Origin of the sequence: Romboutsia sp. CE17, assembly GCF_012317385.1 — a bacterium.
Lineage (GTDB): Bacteria > Bacillota > Clostridia > Peptostreptococcales > Peptostreptococcaceae > Romboutsia_E.
In genome coordinates this window covers 3,007,446-3,024,472 of record NZ_CP051144.1, presented here as the reverse complement: position 1 = coordinate 3,024,472, position 17,027 = coordinate 3,007,446, and the positions used below count along the sequence as shown (strand labels likewise).

Here is a 17,027-nt window from a genome sequence, read left to right as displayed (position 1 = left end):
CTATTATTTTACCTAAAACATTTAATTTAAAACATTATTTATATTAATAAAATCCAACAATTTAAAAAGGAGCTTTTTAAGGCTCCTCTTTATTAACTATGCACTTTCCTCTTGATCTTTAAGTATCATGATAGGATTTGATTTTCCTTCAACAGAATCTTCAGTTACTATAACTTTTTTAATATCTGTTCTAGATGGAACTTCATACATACTTTCCATCATGACATTTTCAACTATACTTCTAAGACCTCTTGCACCAGTATTTCTTTCTATAGCTTTTTTAGCTATAGCACGAAGGGCGTCTTCTTCGAATTCTAGTTCAACATCATCAAGTTCTAGTAGTTTTTTATATTGTTTTACAAGAGCATTTTTAGGTTCTTTAAGTATGCTCATTAAAGCATCTTCATCTAATAAATCAAGAGTTGCTACTACTGGTACTCTTCCTATAAATTCCGGTATTATACCAAATTTTAATAAATCTTCAGGAAGAACTTTAGCATAAATCTTACCTAAGTCTAACTCTTTTTTACTTTCTATTTTAGCCCCAAATCCTAGAGTTTTAGTCTCTCCACGTCTTTGGATTATCTTTTCTATACCATCAAATGCTCCACCTAATATAAATAATATATTTGTAGTGTCAATTTTTAAGAATTCTTGATGCGGATGTTTTCTTCCACCTTGAGGCGGAACATTAGCAACAGTTCCTTCTAATATTTTTAAAAGTGCCTGTTGAACACCTTCTCCACTCACATCTCTTGTTATAGACGGATTTTCAGATTTTCTAGCTATCTTATCTATCTCATCTATATATATTATACCTCTTTCAGCTTTTTCCATATCAAAATCTGCAGCTTGAATAAGTTTTAGAAGTATATTTTCAACATCTTCTCCAACATATCCTGCTTCTGTTAAAGATGTTGCATCTGCCATTGCAAATGGAACATTTAAAGTTTTAGCTAAAGTTTGAGCCAATAACGTTTTTCCTGAACCAGTTGGCCCTAGTAAAAGTATATTACTCTTTTGTATTTCTACATCTTTACTGCTAGCTTTCTTACTATATATTCTTTTGTAATGGTTATATACAGCAACAGATAAGGCTTTTTTTGCTCTTTCTTGACCAATTACATAGTCATTTAGAATTTCCATCATTTCTTTTGGCTTTGGTAAAGATGTTGTATCTTCATCAATAGTTTCTTCTATTTCTTCTTGAATTATTTCGTCACAAAGCTCTACACACTCGTCACAAATATATACATTTGGACCTGCTATTAATCTTCTTACTTGATCTTGGCTTTTTCCACAGAATGAACATTTTAACTGTCTTTTATCTTCGTATTTAGACATATCCAGCACCTCTTTTCATTACGGTCTGTCTTTGCTAGTAATTACTTCATCAATTAGACCATATTCTTTAGCTTCGTCTGCACTCATAAAGTTATCACGTTCAGTATCCATTTGAATTTTTTCTAATGGTTGACCTGTTCTTTCAGCAAGTATTTTATTTAATTTTTCTTTGATTTTTAATATCCACTTAGCATGAATCTCTATATCAGTTGCTTGACCTTTTGCACCACCTAATGGTTGATGTATCATGATCTCACTATTTGGTAAAGCAAATCTTTTTCCTTTTGCTCCTGCATTTAATAAAAATGCACCCATTGATGCTGCCATTCCTATACATATTGTACTTACATCTGGCTTTATGTATTGCATAGTGTCATAAATAGCCATACCTGCTGTAACACTACCACCTGGTGAATTTATATATAAATGTATATCTTTATCTGGGTCTTCGGCTTCTAAGAATAACAGCTGTGCAACTACAAGCCCTGCTGTCACGTCATTAACTTCATCTCCTAAGAATATTATTCTGTCTTTTAACAATCTAGAATATATATCATAGGCTCTTTCTCCTCTACCTGTTTGCTCTACGACTGTAGGTACTAATGCCATAACTATACCCCCTCTATTTCCTTTATATTCTATATATAATTTACAGTAGCCTAATAATGGCTACTGTAAAAAACAAGCTACAATTAAGCTATATTTGCATTTTCAACTAAGAAATCTATTGTTTTTCTTATTTTTAATTGTCCTTTTATATCTTCTAAGTCAGTTTCTCTTAATGAAGATTTTAATTTTTCTACTTCCATGTTGTACATAGAAGCCATTTTTTCTAATTCTGCAGTTAAATCTTCTTCAGAAGCATCTATTCCTTCAGCTTTTGCTATTGCTTCTAATACTAATGATGATTTAACTAGCTTTTGTGCATCTTCTCTTCTTTCATTTCTTAACTCTTCTATACTTCTACCAGTCATTTGTAATAATTGTTGTAAGTTTAATCCTTGGTATTGTAATTGGTAATTTAATTCCATTATCATGTTGTCTATTTGATGTTCTACCATAGCATTTGGAACTTCAACTTCTGTATTAGCTGCTACCTTTTCTACTATAGAGTTTCTCATTTCAACTTCAGCTCTATTCTTAGCTTCTTCTTCTGCCTTAGCTCTAACATCAGCTCTTAATTCAGCTAAAGTTTCAAACTCAGTTGTATCTTTAGCAAACTCATCATCTAAAGCTGGTAATTCTTTAACTTTTACATCATTAACTTTTACTTTGAAAACTACTGGCTTACCAGCTAAGTTCTCTGCATGATATTGCTCTGGGAAAGTAACATTAACTTCTACTTCTTCTCCAGCTTTTTTACCTATTAATTGATCTTCAAATCCTGGTATGAAAGAGTTTGAACCTATAACTAAGTTATGGTTTTCACCTTTTCCACCTTCAAAAGCAACACCATTGTCAAATCCTTCAAAGTCTATAACTGCAGTATCTCCACTTTCTATAGCCTTATCTTCAACACTTACTAATCTAGCGTTTCTATTTACCATTTCTTGAAGTCTTAATTCTACTTCATCTTCACTTACAGTATTATCAACTTTAGATATTTCTATTCCTTTGTAAGCTCCTAATTCAAACTCAGGCTTAACTTCAACTTCTACAACCATTACTAATCCGTTGTCTTTGCTTATTTCTTGAACATCTAATGATGGTCTATCTATTGGATCTATGTTTAATTGATCTATTGCTTGTGGATAAACTTCTGGTAATACTAAGTCTATAGCATCATTGTAGAATACTTCCTTACCGTATTGAGCTTCAATTAACTTTCTTGGAGCTTTTCCTTTTCTAAATCCTTGTATATTAAACTTTCCTTTATTTTTATTGTAAGCTTTATTAACTGCTGATTCAAATTTATCATTATCTACAGTTAAGTTAAAAGTTACCTTATTACCTTCTTTTTTTATTAATTCTGCTTTCATTAACTTTTTCCTCCTAAAATATATGTAATGATTTGTAATTTAATTATACTTATGGTTTAACTCTTTAATTATATCACATAAGTTTTTTTATTTACAACTATTTACAAGCCTTCCCTTTATTTGAAAATCTATTTATAATATTATATTATTACTTCCTCTAAACTAATTTTATCATCCTCTATGTCCATTAAAATAAACTGTCTGTTTGAGCCTTCTCTTGGTAATGATATACTTCCTGGATTTAAATATAAAATATTATCTTTTTCAATCCTTAATGGTACATGAGTATGACCAAATATTACTATATCAGCTTCTAGTTCTTTAGCTTTTTCTTCAATCTTATCTAGACCATATTTTACAGAATATATATCTCCATGACATAAGAAAATTGTTTTACCTTGAATTTCGAATACAATTTCTTCCTCTACATCAATAAAATCACAGTTTCCTTTTACTGCTATAATATCTTTATTCGTAATTTTATGTATGTATTTAGAATCAGCAAAGTTATCCCCTGCATGTATTATCAAGTCGCAACTATATAAATAAGGTATCGCTTTATCAATATACGTCTCCATCCTGTGTGTATCGCTTAATATACCTATCCTCATTATCTCACTACCCTTTTTGAAAACTCCTTTTTCATAATTTCAAGAGCATTAGCTCTGTGGCTTATAGCATTTTTTATTGTAGATGGCATTTCTGCAAAAGTCTTATTATACTTATTTACTATAAATAAATTATCATATCCGAATCCATTCTCACCTTTTTCTTCAAATCCTATAGAACCTTCACATGTTCCTCTAACTACAAATTCTTTTCCATCAGGGAAAACAACTGCTATGGCAGAAACAAACCTTGCCCCCCTTTGACTTACAGGAATATTTTTCATCATTTTCAACAGTTTTTCTCTGTTCTCAGCATCTGTAGCATTTTCTCCTGCAAATCTAGCAGAATATACACCAGGTTTTTTTCCAATTGCATCGACTTCTAATCCTGAATCATCTGATATTGATATCATATTAGTCATCTTAGCTATTGTTCTAGCTTTTATTAATGCATTGTGTTCAAATGTTTTTCCATCTTCTACTATTTCAATTCCATCTAGGTTTACATCTTTTAAAGAATGTATATTATAATCAAAGTCCTCTAATATAGCCCCTATTTCTTCTAGCTTATGGGCATTGTTAGTAGCAATTACTACATCATTACCATACTCCATGCCTAAAATTTCATCTGCTATTTCTCCAAGAACTTCTCTTTGTTTTTTTATTAACTCTTTATTCCCTTTTTCACCTAATTCTAACAGAGCATTTAAGTCTTTTCTTGAGAATGGTCTTTCTTCTCCTGTTCCTTGAATTTCCACAAATTCACCAGTATCAGTCATTATTATATTCATATCAACTTGAGCTGTTGAATCTTCTTCATAACATAAATCTAGCATGTGTTGTTGATCTACTATACCAACACTAATAGCTGATACAAAATTTCTTATTGGAATTTGTTTTATTGCCTTAGATTTATATAACTTGTAGATTGCATCTACTACTGCAACAAAAGCACCTGTTATTGAAGCTGTTCTAGTTCCTCCATCAGCCTGTATAACATCACAATCTATCCATATAGTTCTTTCACCTATTTTATCTAAATCTATAACTGATCTTATAGCTCTTCCTATTAATCTTTGAATTTCTTGAGTTCTTCCATCTATTTTTCCTCTAGATGCATCTCTTACTTTTCTTTGTTGAGTAGATCTAGGTAACATTGAATATTCTGCATTTATCCATCCTGTACCTGAGTTTCTTAAGAATGGTGGTACCTTATCTTCAACTGAAGCCGTACATATAACTTTAGTTTCACCCATTTCAATAAGTACAGAACCTTCTGCATATCTTGTGTAATTTCTAGTTATCTTTACATCTCTTATTTGATCATATTTTCTATTATCAATTCTAGTCATTTTTTACCTCTCTTAAATCTACATTGTTAATTTATTTCTAAAAGGCAAATTTAATATTCTGCCTAAGATTCCAACCATAAATTTTAACACTTTATTAAATAATTCTAGCACTCTTTATACTAATTTACTACATTTAATACATGTGTAATTTTACTTTATTCACTTAATTATTATTTTCTAAAATTGTAAAGGTTATACAACTTACAAAGTCTTACTTAATATAAGTTTACTTTTGTATATATAAATTTATAACTCTAATATTAATGGCTTACCCTCATACATTTAACATTTTAACATAATATATTTATTCTTATATCATAAATTATGGTTAAAATTAATTTGATATTAATTATATAGATTTTAACCTAAAAAATAAAAGGATTAGATTAAAATCTAAATCCTTTTATAAAAAATTCGATTCGTTCATGTCGCCAAGGACTTCGTCCGTTGCTCAAAACTTATTTTACTCTAAATATAATATATTTTAATTTTCTTATATTACTTAATCATTTCTTTAAATTTATCTTCATCTATTACAGTTATACCTAGTGCTTGCGCTTTTGTAAGCTTACTTCCTGCTTCTTCTCCTGCCAAAACATAGCTTGTTTTTTTAGAAACACTACCTGATACTTTTCCACCAAACGATTGAATTATAGAAGATGCTTCATCTCTCTTCATTGTTGGTAAAGTTCCTGTTATTACAAAAGTCATTCCTTCAAATCTATTATCTTCTTTTGTATCAGAAGATGTTGAAATAACATTAACTCCATGCTCTTTTAACTTAGAAATTATAGTATGATATTTTTCACTTCTAAAATATTTTATTATATCATTTACCATTGTATCTCCAAAGTCTGGTAAATTTATTAATTGATCATACTCTGCACTTGCAACTTCGTCCATATTATTAAAGTTCTCTGCCAATACTTTAGCTGATTGCTTCCCTACATTTTTTATTCCAAGACCTGTTATCAACTTATCTATATTATTATTTTTTGATTCCTCTATAGCGTTAAGAAGATTATTTACTGATTTATCTCTACCTATAATATTTTTTTCTAAAATTTCATCTTTATAATTTTTAAGTTGATATATATCACCTATATCTTTTATATAACCTTCAGCCATAAGGGCTTCAACTTTACTTTTACCAAATCCTACTATATTCATTGCGTCTTTAGATACAAAATAAGATATACTTCTAGTTGCTTGAGCATCACATTCTGGATTTATACAACGAGTATCTGCTCCATTTTCATCCCTAACTGTTGGTTCACCACAAATTGGGCACACATTTGGTATTACATAAGGATTGGAATTTACAGGTCTTTTTTCTGGTATACTTTTTATAACCTCTGGTATTATATCTCCAGCTTTTTGAACTATTACTGTATCTCCTATCCTTACATCCTTTTCATTGATTACATCTTGATTATGTAAAGTTGCCTTAGATACTGTTGTTCCTGCTAATCTAACTGGTTCTAAAATAGCTAAAGGTGTTAATCTTCCTGTACGACCTACTTGTATAATTATATCTTTTACTATTGTTTCTTTTTGTTCTGGTGGATACTTATATGCAACCGCCCATCTTGGAACTTTACTTGTCATACCTAACTTTTTTCTATCTTCTAAATTATCCACTTTTACAACTGCACCATCTATAGCATATTCTAAATTCCATCTTTCTTCTCCAACTTTAGATATGTAATCCCATACTTCATCTACTGTTTCACATACCTTAAAATCTGGACTAACTTTAAATCCTTGTTCCTTTAACCACTCTAGAGTTTCTGAGTGTGATTTAAATTCTTTACCTTCAGATATTTCAAGGTTGAATACAAATATATCAAGATTTCTATCTCTAACTACTGATGGATCTAGTTGTCTTAAAGTACCTGCCGCAAGGTTTCTAGGATTTTGATACTTTTTACCACCGATAGCTTCTTGCTTTTTATTTGCTTCTTCAAAAGCTTGATTTGATATATATACTTCTCCACGTACTTCCAAGTATGGTAGTTTTGCAGGTATAGTCTTAGGAACATTTTTTATCTCAAGTAAATTTTCATATACAGACTCACCTACAACACCATCACCTCTGGTTATACCTTCTGTTAGCTCTCCATTATGATATCTTAAAACTACTGAAAGACCATCTATCTTCTTTTCAACTACAAATTTAGGATTATTTAGTTCAACGACCATTTTATTTACATAGTCATATACTTCTTCTTTTTTGAAAACATCTTGTAAACTAATTACCGGTACATCATGTTCTACTTTTCTTAATTCTCTTTTTACTGTACCTCCAACTTTTTTAGTAGGAGAATCTTCCGTACTAAGCTCTGGATATTCTTCTTCTAATTTTCTCAATTCAATTGTTAATTTATCATATTCATAATCTGAAATTTCAGGTGAATCCTCATTATAATATCTATTATTATGATATTCTATTTCTTTACGCAGTTCTTCTATTCTAGATTTAGCATCCATAATCTATCCCTCCTCATTTAGTCTAATTATATATATTTGTTATGTAGTATTTCCAATTTTTAAGTAAATTTTTATATTTTTTAGTATATCATTAATCTATTGATTGCTAATCATAAAATTTAAAAGTTCCCTATGAAACCTAGGGAACTTTTATTGTATACTTTAGTTCTTTTTATGATTAAATTCTTTTCCTGTAGATAGTGATTTTCTTTCTTCCATTAGGTTGTAGATTAAGTTATTTAAAGTCCATTCTACAGTAGTTTCTGTAACAATAGCTGTAAGCGGTCTATTTATTCTCATTTTCTTTAAACTATCTAAAAATGAGTTTATTTTTACACTTGGTACATTATTAAATACAATAGATTTACTATTTAATCCATCTTCGCAATCTGATGATATATTACCTTCTAGTATATCTTTAATCAATGAGTTTCCATTAGTTTTATCTAAAAAAATACAATCTCTTATCCCTATAAAACCGCATATATTTTTTATTAAAGCTGATTCTTTTTTATTGAAGTTAATTATCATAACACAACTTCTACTGTGTATATTATTATCCATATTATTCATTTTCGTAAATGTCATTTATCCTACTCCTTATCTCATTCTAATATCTTATCTATTACCACAATTATACTATTTTAAAACTATTAATTAAATTCAAAAGTCCCTGTTATCAAAAATTTTATATAACAGGGACTCTTATACATTATATTTTTAAATTATATTGATGTTGCTAACTTTCTTTTATCTTTAACTCCATTATTAATATCATCTTCTTTTATTATTCTAAACGCTTTTGTTGGACAGACCTTTGCACAAGCAGGCCCATCTTCAGTATCTATGCATAAATCACACTTATTGGCTACCATATTACCTCTAAAACATAGCTTATCTTTATCAATATTACTTATTGGAGATAAGTCTATTGCTCCTATAGGACATGCTACCATACAAGTTTTGCATCCTACACACTTACTAATATTTATTTTTATAGTATGATCTATTTTTCCTATAGCACCATTAGGGCATGCTTTTACACAAGGCGCATCTTCACAATGTCTACATTGTATAGGTGCACTTACAGTTTCAGTTTTAATTACATCTAATTTTGGATTAAAATTTATTTCTTCATGTTTTTCATAGAACATTTCTTCTCCATTATGAGCAACTACACATGCTATCATACAAGTTCTACAACCTATACATTTGTCTGGATTAGCTATAACAAAACAATTCATCTACTTAGCCACTTCCTTCCCTATGCAATACTCTGTGTGTAGTAAATTATGCGACATACTTCCTAAAGGTTCATCTAAAAACTCTTCATATATTTTTAATATATCTGGATTTTCATGAGATTTTCTAAGAGGTAAGTTTTTATCGTGTTCATATGTTGATTTTATTCGTTTTTCATAAGCTATTTCTCTATATTCTTCCAATAATAATTTAGGCTGACCTCCTCCACTTACACATCCAACTGGGCAAGTCATAACCTCTATAAAGTCTAAATCTAATTTTCCAGCTTTTAAACTTTCTAATACTGGTACTACATTTTTAAGACCTGTCACTACTCCTACTTTTAAATATAAATCACCAACTTTTACACTAGAAACTCTAAAACCTTCGCTCCCTCTAACTTCAGTTATATCTACATTTGGTATAGTAGTTTTAGTTATAAGCTCATATCCAGTTCTTAATGCAGCTTCCATAACTCCACCTGTTACGCCAAATATAGTTCCTGCACCTGTATAAGTTCCTAACGGTGATTCAAACTTTTCATCCTTTAAATTATTAAAATCTATGTTCATTTCTTTTATTAAGTATGCTAGCTCTCTAGTAGTTAAAACTACATCGACATCTTTGTATCCACTAGAATTCATTTCTGGTCTATCTGCTTCAAATTTTTTACATGTGCATGGCATTATAGACACACTATAAATACTAGAAGCTTCTATATTATTTAATTGGGCTCCATAAGTTTTGAATACTGCACCTCCCATTTGTTGAGGAGATTTACAAGACGATAAATGATCTGTTAATTCAGGGTAATTATCTTCCATAAACTTAACCCAAGCTGGGCAACAAGAAGTAAACATAGGCAGTGTTCCACCTTCTGTTACTCTTTTAATAAGTTCTGTTCCTTCTTCCATTATAGTCAAATCAGCAGGAAAGTTTGTATCATAAACCCTATCAAAATTAAGTTCTTTTAATGCTGCCGCCATTTTACCCGGTGTTAATGCTCCTAATTCAAGACCAAACTCTTCTCCTAGGGCTACTCTTACAGCAGGTGCACACTGAACCATAGTAAATTTATTCGGGTCTTTTAATGCTTGTTTTACTTTTTCTACGTCACATATATTATATGCTGCAAATACAGGTTCTTTTATTGAGTCAGGCAAATTTCTCTCTTTTCTTTTCTCATCTACAAAATCAAATCCATTATCTATTATAGATGCATAAGACTTACATACCTGAACACATTGACCACAAATCACACATTTATCTGTATTAATTTCCTGAGGTTTATTTTTTTCCCCTTCAATAGCATTTACTGGACAGACTTTAATACATTCTTGGCATCCTGTACATAAATCTTTATCTATACTTACTATCATTTCCTTCTCCCCCTTTCATCTTTACTTATTTGTTAACAATAAACTTAGAGCCGCTTTTCTATTTTTATTTTTCTTATCTTCTATAGGTGATATTAGCTGTAGAGCTTGATTAGGACAAGCATTTATGCACGCTATTTTGTCTTCACCTTTACATAAGTCACATTTATATGCAATTTTATTACTTTCATCTATTGACCTTTGTGCTACTTCTTTTCCATTTTTATACTGAGGTTGTAAATCTATTGCACCAAATGGGCAAGCTAATAAGCAAGTCTTACATCCTATACATTTATCATTATCTACAATTAAAGCTCCATCATTTCTTGATATAGCTTTAACAGGACATGTGTTTAAACAAGGTGCATCTTCACAGTGTCTACATTGTATAGGCATACATACAGATTCATCTTTTACCAAATATAATCTTGGTATTACAGGTACTTCAACAGTTCCAACTGTATATCCTACATTATTGTCTTTATTATGCCTTGCAAAGCAAGCTACTTCACAGGCTCTACATCCACTACATTTATTTGAATCTGCAATTACAAAAGAACCTAATTGACTTTTCATATTCCCTCCACCTTTTTAGTTTATTATTCGATCGATTTATACCTTTACTCTATGTGAATGAGTATATATATTCATCTTTTGACCCCTTACAAATCCTATAAGAGTTATATTTAATTTATTAGCTAATTCAATAGATAAGTTAGTTGGAGCTGACTTTGATATAATAATTGGAATCTTAGCTTTTGCTGCTTTAGACAACATTTCAAAAGATATTCTTCCACTTACAACTATTATCTTATTATCTAAATTTATGTTTTTTAATATACAATATCCAATTGCCTTATCCATTGCATTATGTCTAGCCACATCTTCACAAACAACAATTTCTTTGTCATTTTCAAAAATAGCAACACAATGAGCCCCACCAGTATCCTTAAACAATCTAGAATAGTTTAAGTTAAATTTCATTATTTCATAGACTGTGTCTACATGAATGTGTGTGTCACTTTCTATAACTTCATATTTAAAGTTATTCATTTCGTTCAGCTCTATTATTTGATTTTCGTAAGGCATTTCTATATTTTTTGTAGTAACATTAGAAATTTTTCTAGTCTCATCAATTTCTAAGCTAATAATATCTTTTTCCTCTCTTATATATCCCTTTGTTGTCAAATATCCTACAGTAAGCTCCTCTAACTTATAAGGCGTGCATAAAAAAGTTTTTTTATCTTTTCCATTTATAATCAGACTAAAAGGATATTCTGTTATTACTTTATCTTCTGTACACTTATAGCTAAATTCTTCTAATTTTATTATTGAAACCTTAGTGGTATTACTTCGTATATTTCCATCTTGCATATCAGAATATCCCCTTCCCCATTTATATGTTTTTGGCTAACATCTTTGATTTTATACTTTCATATTCTACTTTTAACTGTTGCTCTGCCCACTCTTGATTTTCTATTTTTTCAATTTTTATAGCACAATATTTATATTCTGGAGTTTTTGATACAGGATCTAAATTTGCTATTGTAAGTTCATTACAAGCTCCTACCCACCATTGGTATGTCATGTATGTAGCTCCTTGTTTTACTCTATCTGTAACTAATGCTCTAGTTAATACACTACCTCTTCTTGAACTTACTCTAACTAATTCAGAATCTTCTATTCCTAGCCTTTCAGCATCTATTTCACTTATTTGAATGTATCCAGGTTCATCTTCAAGTTTAGCAAGCGCTCTACAGTTACCTGTCATTGTTCTAACTGAGTAATGACCTACTTCTCTAACTGTACATAAGCTAAATGGATACTCTTCATCTTCTAATTCCATTGGAGGTCTCCATTCAGCTGCAAACAGGTTTCCTTTCCCATTAGGAGTTGAAAATTCACCATCTTTATGAAGATATTTAGTACCTATATCTTCTTGAGATTCATGTCTACAAGGCCACTGTACACTTCCTTGCTTTTCTATTTTTTCATAAGTTGCACCTGCAAAACTTGGAGTTAAACTTCTCATTTCATCCCAAATTTCCTTAGTATCTTTATAATTCATAGGATATCCCATTGCTGTTGATATTTCGCATATTATTTGCCAATCAGTTTTAACATCTCCTTTAGGTTCTAATGCCTTTCTCATTATTTGAAACCCTCTATCGGCACTAGTATAAACACCCTCATGTTCTCCCCAAGAAGTTGCTGGCAGTATCACGTCCGCATGAAGTGCAGTCTTATTCATAAATATATCTTGTACAATTACAAACTCTAACTCATCAAGGGCTTCTCTTACTTCAGCTGCATCTGGATCACTTTGAACTGGATCTTCACCAAATATATAGTATGCTTTTAGTTTTTTATCTTTTAAAACTAAATGTGGTACCTCAGTTAAACTATATCCATTATTTTCTGATAACTTAACGCCCCAAGCATTTTCAAACTTTTCTCTAACTTCTGGATTTGTTACGCTTTGATATCCTGGATAAACATTAGGAAGAGCTCCCATATCACAGGCACCTTGAACATTATTTTGTCCACGCACTGGACCTATTCCAACATTAGGTCTACCAAAGTTTCCTGTTAAAAGTGCAAGTGATGCAAGACCTTTAACAACATCAACTGCTTGACCAAATTGGCATACACCCATTCCATAAAGTATCATAGCATCTTTAGCTTTTGCATATTCTCTCATTGCTTTTCTTATAGTTTCTTTTGGAACCCCTGTATGTTTTTCTGCATATTCTGGAGTATAATCTTTGACTATTTTCTTATATTCTTCAAACCCTTGAGTATGCTCTTCTACGAACTGTTTATTATATAGATTTTCTTCTATTAACACATTTCCAAAGGCATTAACTAATATCATATTAGTTCCACCCTTTAATGCTAGATGCATATCTGATACTCTTGCAGTTTCAGTAACCCTAGGGTCAACTGTAATTATTTTTGCACCCTTTTCCTTTGCTCTAACTATTCTTCTTGCTACTATTGGATGAGAATCAGCCCCATTATATCCAAATACAAGCAATAAATTTGTATCTTCAATTTCTGGTATAGAATTAGACATCGCCCCACTACCTAGTGAGTAAGCCAGACCGGCTACAGATGGCGCATGTCAAACACGAGCACAGTGGTCTATATTATTAGTTCCTACTGTAGCTCTCATGAATTTTTGCATTATATAATTTGCTTCATTCCCAGGCCCCCTGGCAGATCCTGTACCCATTATAGAATCTGGTCCATACTTCTCTTTTATTTCATTTAATCTTGAAGCCGTATATGTAATAGCTTCTTCCCACTCTACTTCTTCTAAGTTCCCATTTTTTCTTATTAAAGGTTTCTTCAATCTTGGTGTCAGAATCTTTGGGTCATTTAAGAAATCCCAACCATAATATCCTTTTAAACATAAGTTTCCTTCGTTTGTTCTTCCATTTGCAGGTTCTGCTCTTAAAATTTTGTTATCTTTTACAACAAGATAAAGTTGGCAGCCTGCACCACAATAAGGACATACAGTTAATACTTTTTTCTCCATATAACTCCCCCTTAGAATATTTTTTTATTTAAGTCTATCTCATAGAATAAATATTTAAATTTCTATGTTTAAACTTATATAACTTAATTAATTTAAAGATTAAAATTTGGATATTCTAATAGAATTGATTTGAAATGACTAATTATATTTAAATTCAATAATCTTTCTATAAATCCTTGTATAGTTTTACTGTTTTATTTTACATATAATAAAAAGTCTTATTCATGCTAATTAAATTAGCATAAATAAGACTTTTTTAATTAATATTTATTCCTTTGAAACTAAACTAGGATTTGAAATTGATACATATTTCATTCTATGATGTGTAATTATAGTAAATATTCCACTTCCAATTAATATTAAATAATACATAAATCCTCCATATAAGAATACTGCATATCCTATTAGATGTGAAGGAAATACATCCTTAAAAATTGTAAAAAATGCTAATTCATTAGCACCAACATTTCCTGGAGTTGGTATAGGTGATATTGCCATATATAAAAGAACTTGTAGAGTTAATATATTTAAATAAGTGTGACCTTGTAGGTTAAATGCTTTATATATCCAAAAAGATATACTAAAATAAAAACTAATTTGAATTATTGTAAGAACTATACTCGATATCATTAGTTTTTTATTTTTCATAAAAAACTGTATAGATTCACTATAATCATCTATAAAGTTTTCAAAATTACTTAACTTACTTTCTAATATTTTAAATAATTTAAATTTGCTCATAAATCTTAAAACTATTCTACAAAACTCCTTAACTTTTACTGGATTAAGAATTACAAGTAGTAACATTAATAAAGTAAATATATTCATAGCTATACCTAATACAACTAAAAGCATCATTTTGCTCATTTGAGTTCTTATAAGATTAAAATTAAATATAATCAAAATAGAACAGTACATAGTAATTACAAGTTGATAAAGCATAGACTGATTAGTTATTATTGCTCCAGCCTTGCTTAGTGGTATTTTATATTTAGTTAGTATATATATCTGCATTGGTTGACTACCTGAAGCAAATGGTGTAACTAAATTATAATAAAATCCGATAGTAGCTAATTTTAATCCCCTAAATCTAACGTTAACTTTATGTATTCCATCAATTAATATCCTTAGTACTAACCCTTCTAAAGCAATATTTATTAATATTGCTATTACACCAATTACTAAATATTTTTCATCCACCATTTTCAATATACTTGATAATAAACTGACATCTAAAGTTCTAAAAACTATACTCGTAGTTATTCCTATTAATAAAATTAAAAATCCATATTGTAATACTGATTTATTTATATTATTCTTCATTTTTATCCCCCAAATTATCTTTTAATATAATTATTTTACTTCTTCTGAACTAAGTATACACTATAAATCTTAAGTTTATCTTACAAATTTTCTTACAATTTAGTTATACACTTTAGTAATTTTCACATTAGTTTATTATATAATTAGATACAAGCATTTAGTTACAATTCAAAAGTAAAAAATATATTATAATTAATTTAAAGCATTTTATCATAAATTTGATTCATATAATTATTAAATATTCTTACTTCAATATAAATGACCTATTTAACAAAATTAAATAGGTCATTTATATTGAATATATTTATTAAATTTAATTTTCAGTTAGATACTCTTTAATTCCATCTACTATAGCTTCTGCCATTTTTTCTTGATAATCATCGTTAGATAAATTATTCGCTTCTATATTATTACTTAAAAAACCAGTTTCTACTAACACTGATGGGCACTTTGTACTTTTTATAACTGCAAACTCTTCTTTTTTTATTCCTCTATCTTTAACATCTAGACTATTAACTATACTAGATTGAATTGCTTGAGCTAAATTTTTAGATTCCTGCGTATCATCTTTCCAATAAAAGGTTTCTACGCCATTTATAGATGAGGTTCCAGCAGGATCTGCATTGCAGTGTATTGATACAAATACATCAGCATTTTTATTATTTGAGAAATTAATTCTATCCTTTTAAGATAAATATACATCTGTTGTTCTAGTAGTTAAAACCTCTATGCTACTATCTTCTTTTAATATTTGTTCAATCTTCATCCCAATTTCTAAAGTTATATCTTTCTCTACTACTCCACTATATAAATTTTGTGTGCCTTGATCATTTCCTCCATGACCTATATCTATAACTACAACATCCTTATCCTCTTCTGATACAGATTTAACTTTACTTTCTATAGAATTTTCTCTTACATTAAAATTATAAAATACATTATAAATACTAATTACCAATAAAACTGAAAAAAATCCGGTTAAAAACTTTAATACAAATTTATTTTTTCTTTTTGACATATACTCAGATTACTCCTCTATGTTTAAATTAAGTATTTTTATAATACTTTTTAAACCTTAAAATAACCTTAAAGTAAATATTGAGTAATTTAATAATATTTTTGAATTCAATATATATTTGTAAAATATTTATGTCCCCTATAATTATAGGGGACATCTAAATCTGTAATAAAGTATATTCTATTATTTTCTTACTAACTTAGCTACACTCTCTACATGTCTTAAGTGTTGTGCGTAGACAGAATAAAAACTTAAAATTATGATGTAGTGTTATTTATCTAAAATGTTTTCTTCTATAAACAATATTATTTTATTTATATCATCTGTTTTTGACTTAATTAATATAAAGTCCCAGCTAGTCTTTTATATAGTACTAATAATCTATTATTTATTCTAAAATCTAATATAGTAACTATATATTTATTTGCTATAGCCTTTACTAGTCATCCTATACATTTCTTTGATTTTATAATCATATAAGCCACGTTAGTTTTAATTAAAGGATTTGTGAAAATAATTAACCTAAAATCAATTATTAAATCTAATACTTGAATGTATTTTACCTTCTTCTTTAACTATAATTCTGTAAATAATACCTTAGTTTTGACTTGTATGATATTCCTCTTTTAAAAATGAAAATTAGAGTATCTATTAATAATAAATACTCTAATTTTTATTTTAATTCTTACTATGTATTTTTAAGTTTTATCATTATATAATTTTATAAATCAACATTCTTAACTATATTTATATA

General features: G+C 29.2%; 13 protein-coding genes and 1 pseudogene. All 14 read right to left on the bottom strand.

What is annotated here, in order from left to right; translation table 11 throughout:
- Positions 1-96: 96 nt before the first annotated feature.
- Entirely contained in the window at positions 97-1,344 is a 1,248-nt protein-coding gene (gene clpX / locus HF520_RS14685) for an ATP-dependent Clp protease ATP-binding subunit ClpX (protein WP_168574624.1), read from the bottom strand.
- Between the two features lie 18 nt (positions 1,345-1,362).
- Positions 1,363-1,953 carry an ATP-dependent Clp endopeptidase proteolytic subunit ClpP gene (clpP, locus tag HF520_RS14680; protein WP_168574623.1) on the bottom strand — a complete coding sequence of 197 codons (591 nt, stop codon included), beginning with the start codon at positions 1,951-1,953 and terminating at the stop codon, positions 1,363-1,365.
- An 83-nt stretch (positions 1,954-2,036) separates the two neighbouring features.
- Positions 2,037-3,323 (bottom strand): trigger factor, encoded by a 1,287-nt coding sequence (gene tig / locus HF520_RS14675; protein WP_168574622.1) that lies wholly within the window; start codon positions 3,321-3,323, stop codon positions 2,037-2,039.
- Positions 3,324-3,463: 140 nt separating this feature from the next.
- A complete protein-coding gene (locus tag HF520_RS14670) occupies positions 3,464-3,934 on the bottom strand; it encodes a metallophosphoesterase family protein (RefSeq protein ID WP_168574621.1) in 471 nt (156 codons plus the stop codon).
- On the bottom strand, positions 3,934-5,283 hold the full coding sequence (gene rph / locus HF520_RS14665) for a ribonuclease PH (RefSeq protein ID WP_168574620.1): 1,350 nt from the start codon (positions 5,281-5,283) through the stop codon (positions 3,934-3,936). Before rph ends, HF520_RS14670 begins: the two co-directional genes overlap by 1 nt.
- A gap of 498 nt (positions 5,284-5,781) precedes the next feature.
- Complete coding sequence (gene ligA / locus HF520_RS14660) at positions 5,782-7,773, bottom strand: NAD-dependent DNA ligase LigA (protein WP_168574619.1); 1,992 nt, start codon at positions 7,771-7,773, stop codon at positions 5,782-5,784.
- A gap of 162 nt (positions 7,774-7,935) precedes the next feature.
- Positions 7,936-8,361, bottom strand: coding sequence for a DUF3783 domain-containing protein (locus tag HF520_RS14655; RefSeq protein ID WP_168574618.1), 426 nt, complete (start codon positions 8,359-8,361; stop codon positions 7,936-7,938).
- Positions 8,362-8,498: 137 nt separating this feature from the next.
- A complete protein-coding gene (locus HF520_RS14650; RefSeq protein WP_168574617.1) occupies positions 8,499-9,017 on the bottom strand; it encodes a 4Fe-4S dicluster domain-containing protein in 519 nt (172 codons plus the stop codon).
- Positions 9,018-10,394: a [FeFe] hydrogenase, group A gene (locus HF520_RS14645; protein ID WP_168574616.1), complete on the bottom strand. Its 1,377-nt coding sequence runs from the start codon at positions 10,392-10,394 to the stop codon at positions 9,018-9,020.
- Between the two features lie 21 nt (positions 10,395-10,415).
- On the bottom strand, positions 10,416-10,967 hold the full coding sequence (locus HF520_RS14640; RefSeq protein WP_168574615.1) for a 4Fe-4S dicluster domain-containing protein: 552 nt from the start codon (positions 10,965-10,967) through the stop codon (positions 10,416-10,418).
- Positions 10,968-11,003: 36 nt separating this feature from the next.
- Entirely contained in the window at positions 11,004-11,765 is a 762-nt protein-coding gene (gene fdhD / locus HF520_RS14635; RefSeq protein ID WP_168574614.1) for a formate dehydrogenase accessory sulfurtransferase FdhD, read from the bottom strand.
- Positions 11,766-11,787: 22 nt separating this feature from the next.
- Positions 11,788-13,932, bottom strand: a complete 2,145-nt coding sequence (gene fdhF / locus HF520_RS14630; RefSeq protein WP_168574613.1) for a formate dehydrogenase subunit alpha — start codon at positions 13,930-13,932, stop codon at positions 11,788-11,790.
- Positions 13,933-14,199: 267 nt separating this feature from the next.
- Complete coding sequence (locus HF520_RS14625) at positions 14,200-15,255, bottom strand: lysylphosphatidylglycerol synthase transmembrane domain-containing protein (protein WP_168574612.1); 1,056 nt, start codon at positions 15,253-15,255, stop codon at positions 14,200-14,202.
- 313 nt (positions 15,256-15,568) lie between these two features.
- Positions 15,569-16,273: pseudogene (locus HF520_RS15310) on the bottom strand (N-acetylmuramoyl-L-alanine amidase family protein).
- Between the last annotated feature and the right edge of the window lie 754 nt (positions 16,274-17,027).

Excerpts from the sequence above, each read along its gene's own strand:
- ligA (WP_168574619.1), bottom strand. The coding sequence starts at position 7,773 with ATGGATGCTAAATCTAGAATAGAAGAACTGCGTAAAGAAATAGAATAT.
- HF520_RS14650 (WP_168574617.1), bottom strand. The coding sequence starts at position 9,017 with ATGAATTGTTTTGTTATAGCTAATCCAGACAAATGTATAGGTTGTAGA.
- HF520_RS14645 (WP_168574616.1), bottom strand. The coding sequence starts at position 10,394 with ATGATAGTAAGTATAGATAAAGATTTATGTACAGGATGCCAAGAATGT.
- HF520_RS14625 (WP_168574612.1), bottom strand. The coding sequence starts at position 15,255 with ATGAAGAATAATATAAATAAATCAGTATTACAATATGGATTTTTAATT.
- rph (WP_168574620.1), bottom strand. The coding sequence starts at position 5,283 with ATGACTAGAATTGATAATAGAAAATATGATCAAATAAGAGATGTAAAG.
- tig (WP_168574622.1), bottom strand. The coding sequence starts at position 3,323 with ATGAAAGCAGAATTAATAAAAAAAGAAGGTAATAAGGTAACTTTTAAC.
- HF520_RS14640 (WP_168574615.1), bottom strand. The coding sequence starts at position 10,967 with ATGAAAAGTCAATTAGGTTCTTTTGTAATTGCAGATTCAAATAAATGT.
- clpX (WP_168574624.1), bottom strand. The coding sequence starts at position 1,344 with ATGTCTAAATACGAAGATAAAAGACAGTTAAAATGTTCATTCTGTGGA.
- clpP (WP_168574623.1), bottom strand. The coding sequence starts at position 1,953 with ATGGCATTAGTACCTACAGTCGTAGAGCAAACAGGTAGAGGAGAAAGA.
- HF520_RS14655 (WP_168574618.1), bottom strand. The coding sequence starts at position 8,361 with ATGACATTTACGAAAATGAATAATATGGATAATAATATACACAGTAGA.
- HF520_RS14670 (WP_168574621.1), bottom strand. The coding sequence starts at position 3,934 with ATGAGGATAGGTATATTAAGCGATACACACAGGATGGAGACGTATATT.
- fdhD (WP_168574614.1), bottom strand. The coding sequence starts at position 11,765 with ATGCAAGATGGAAATATACGAAGTAATACCACTAAGGTTTCAATAATA.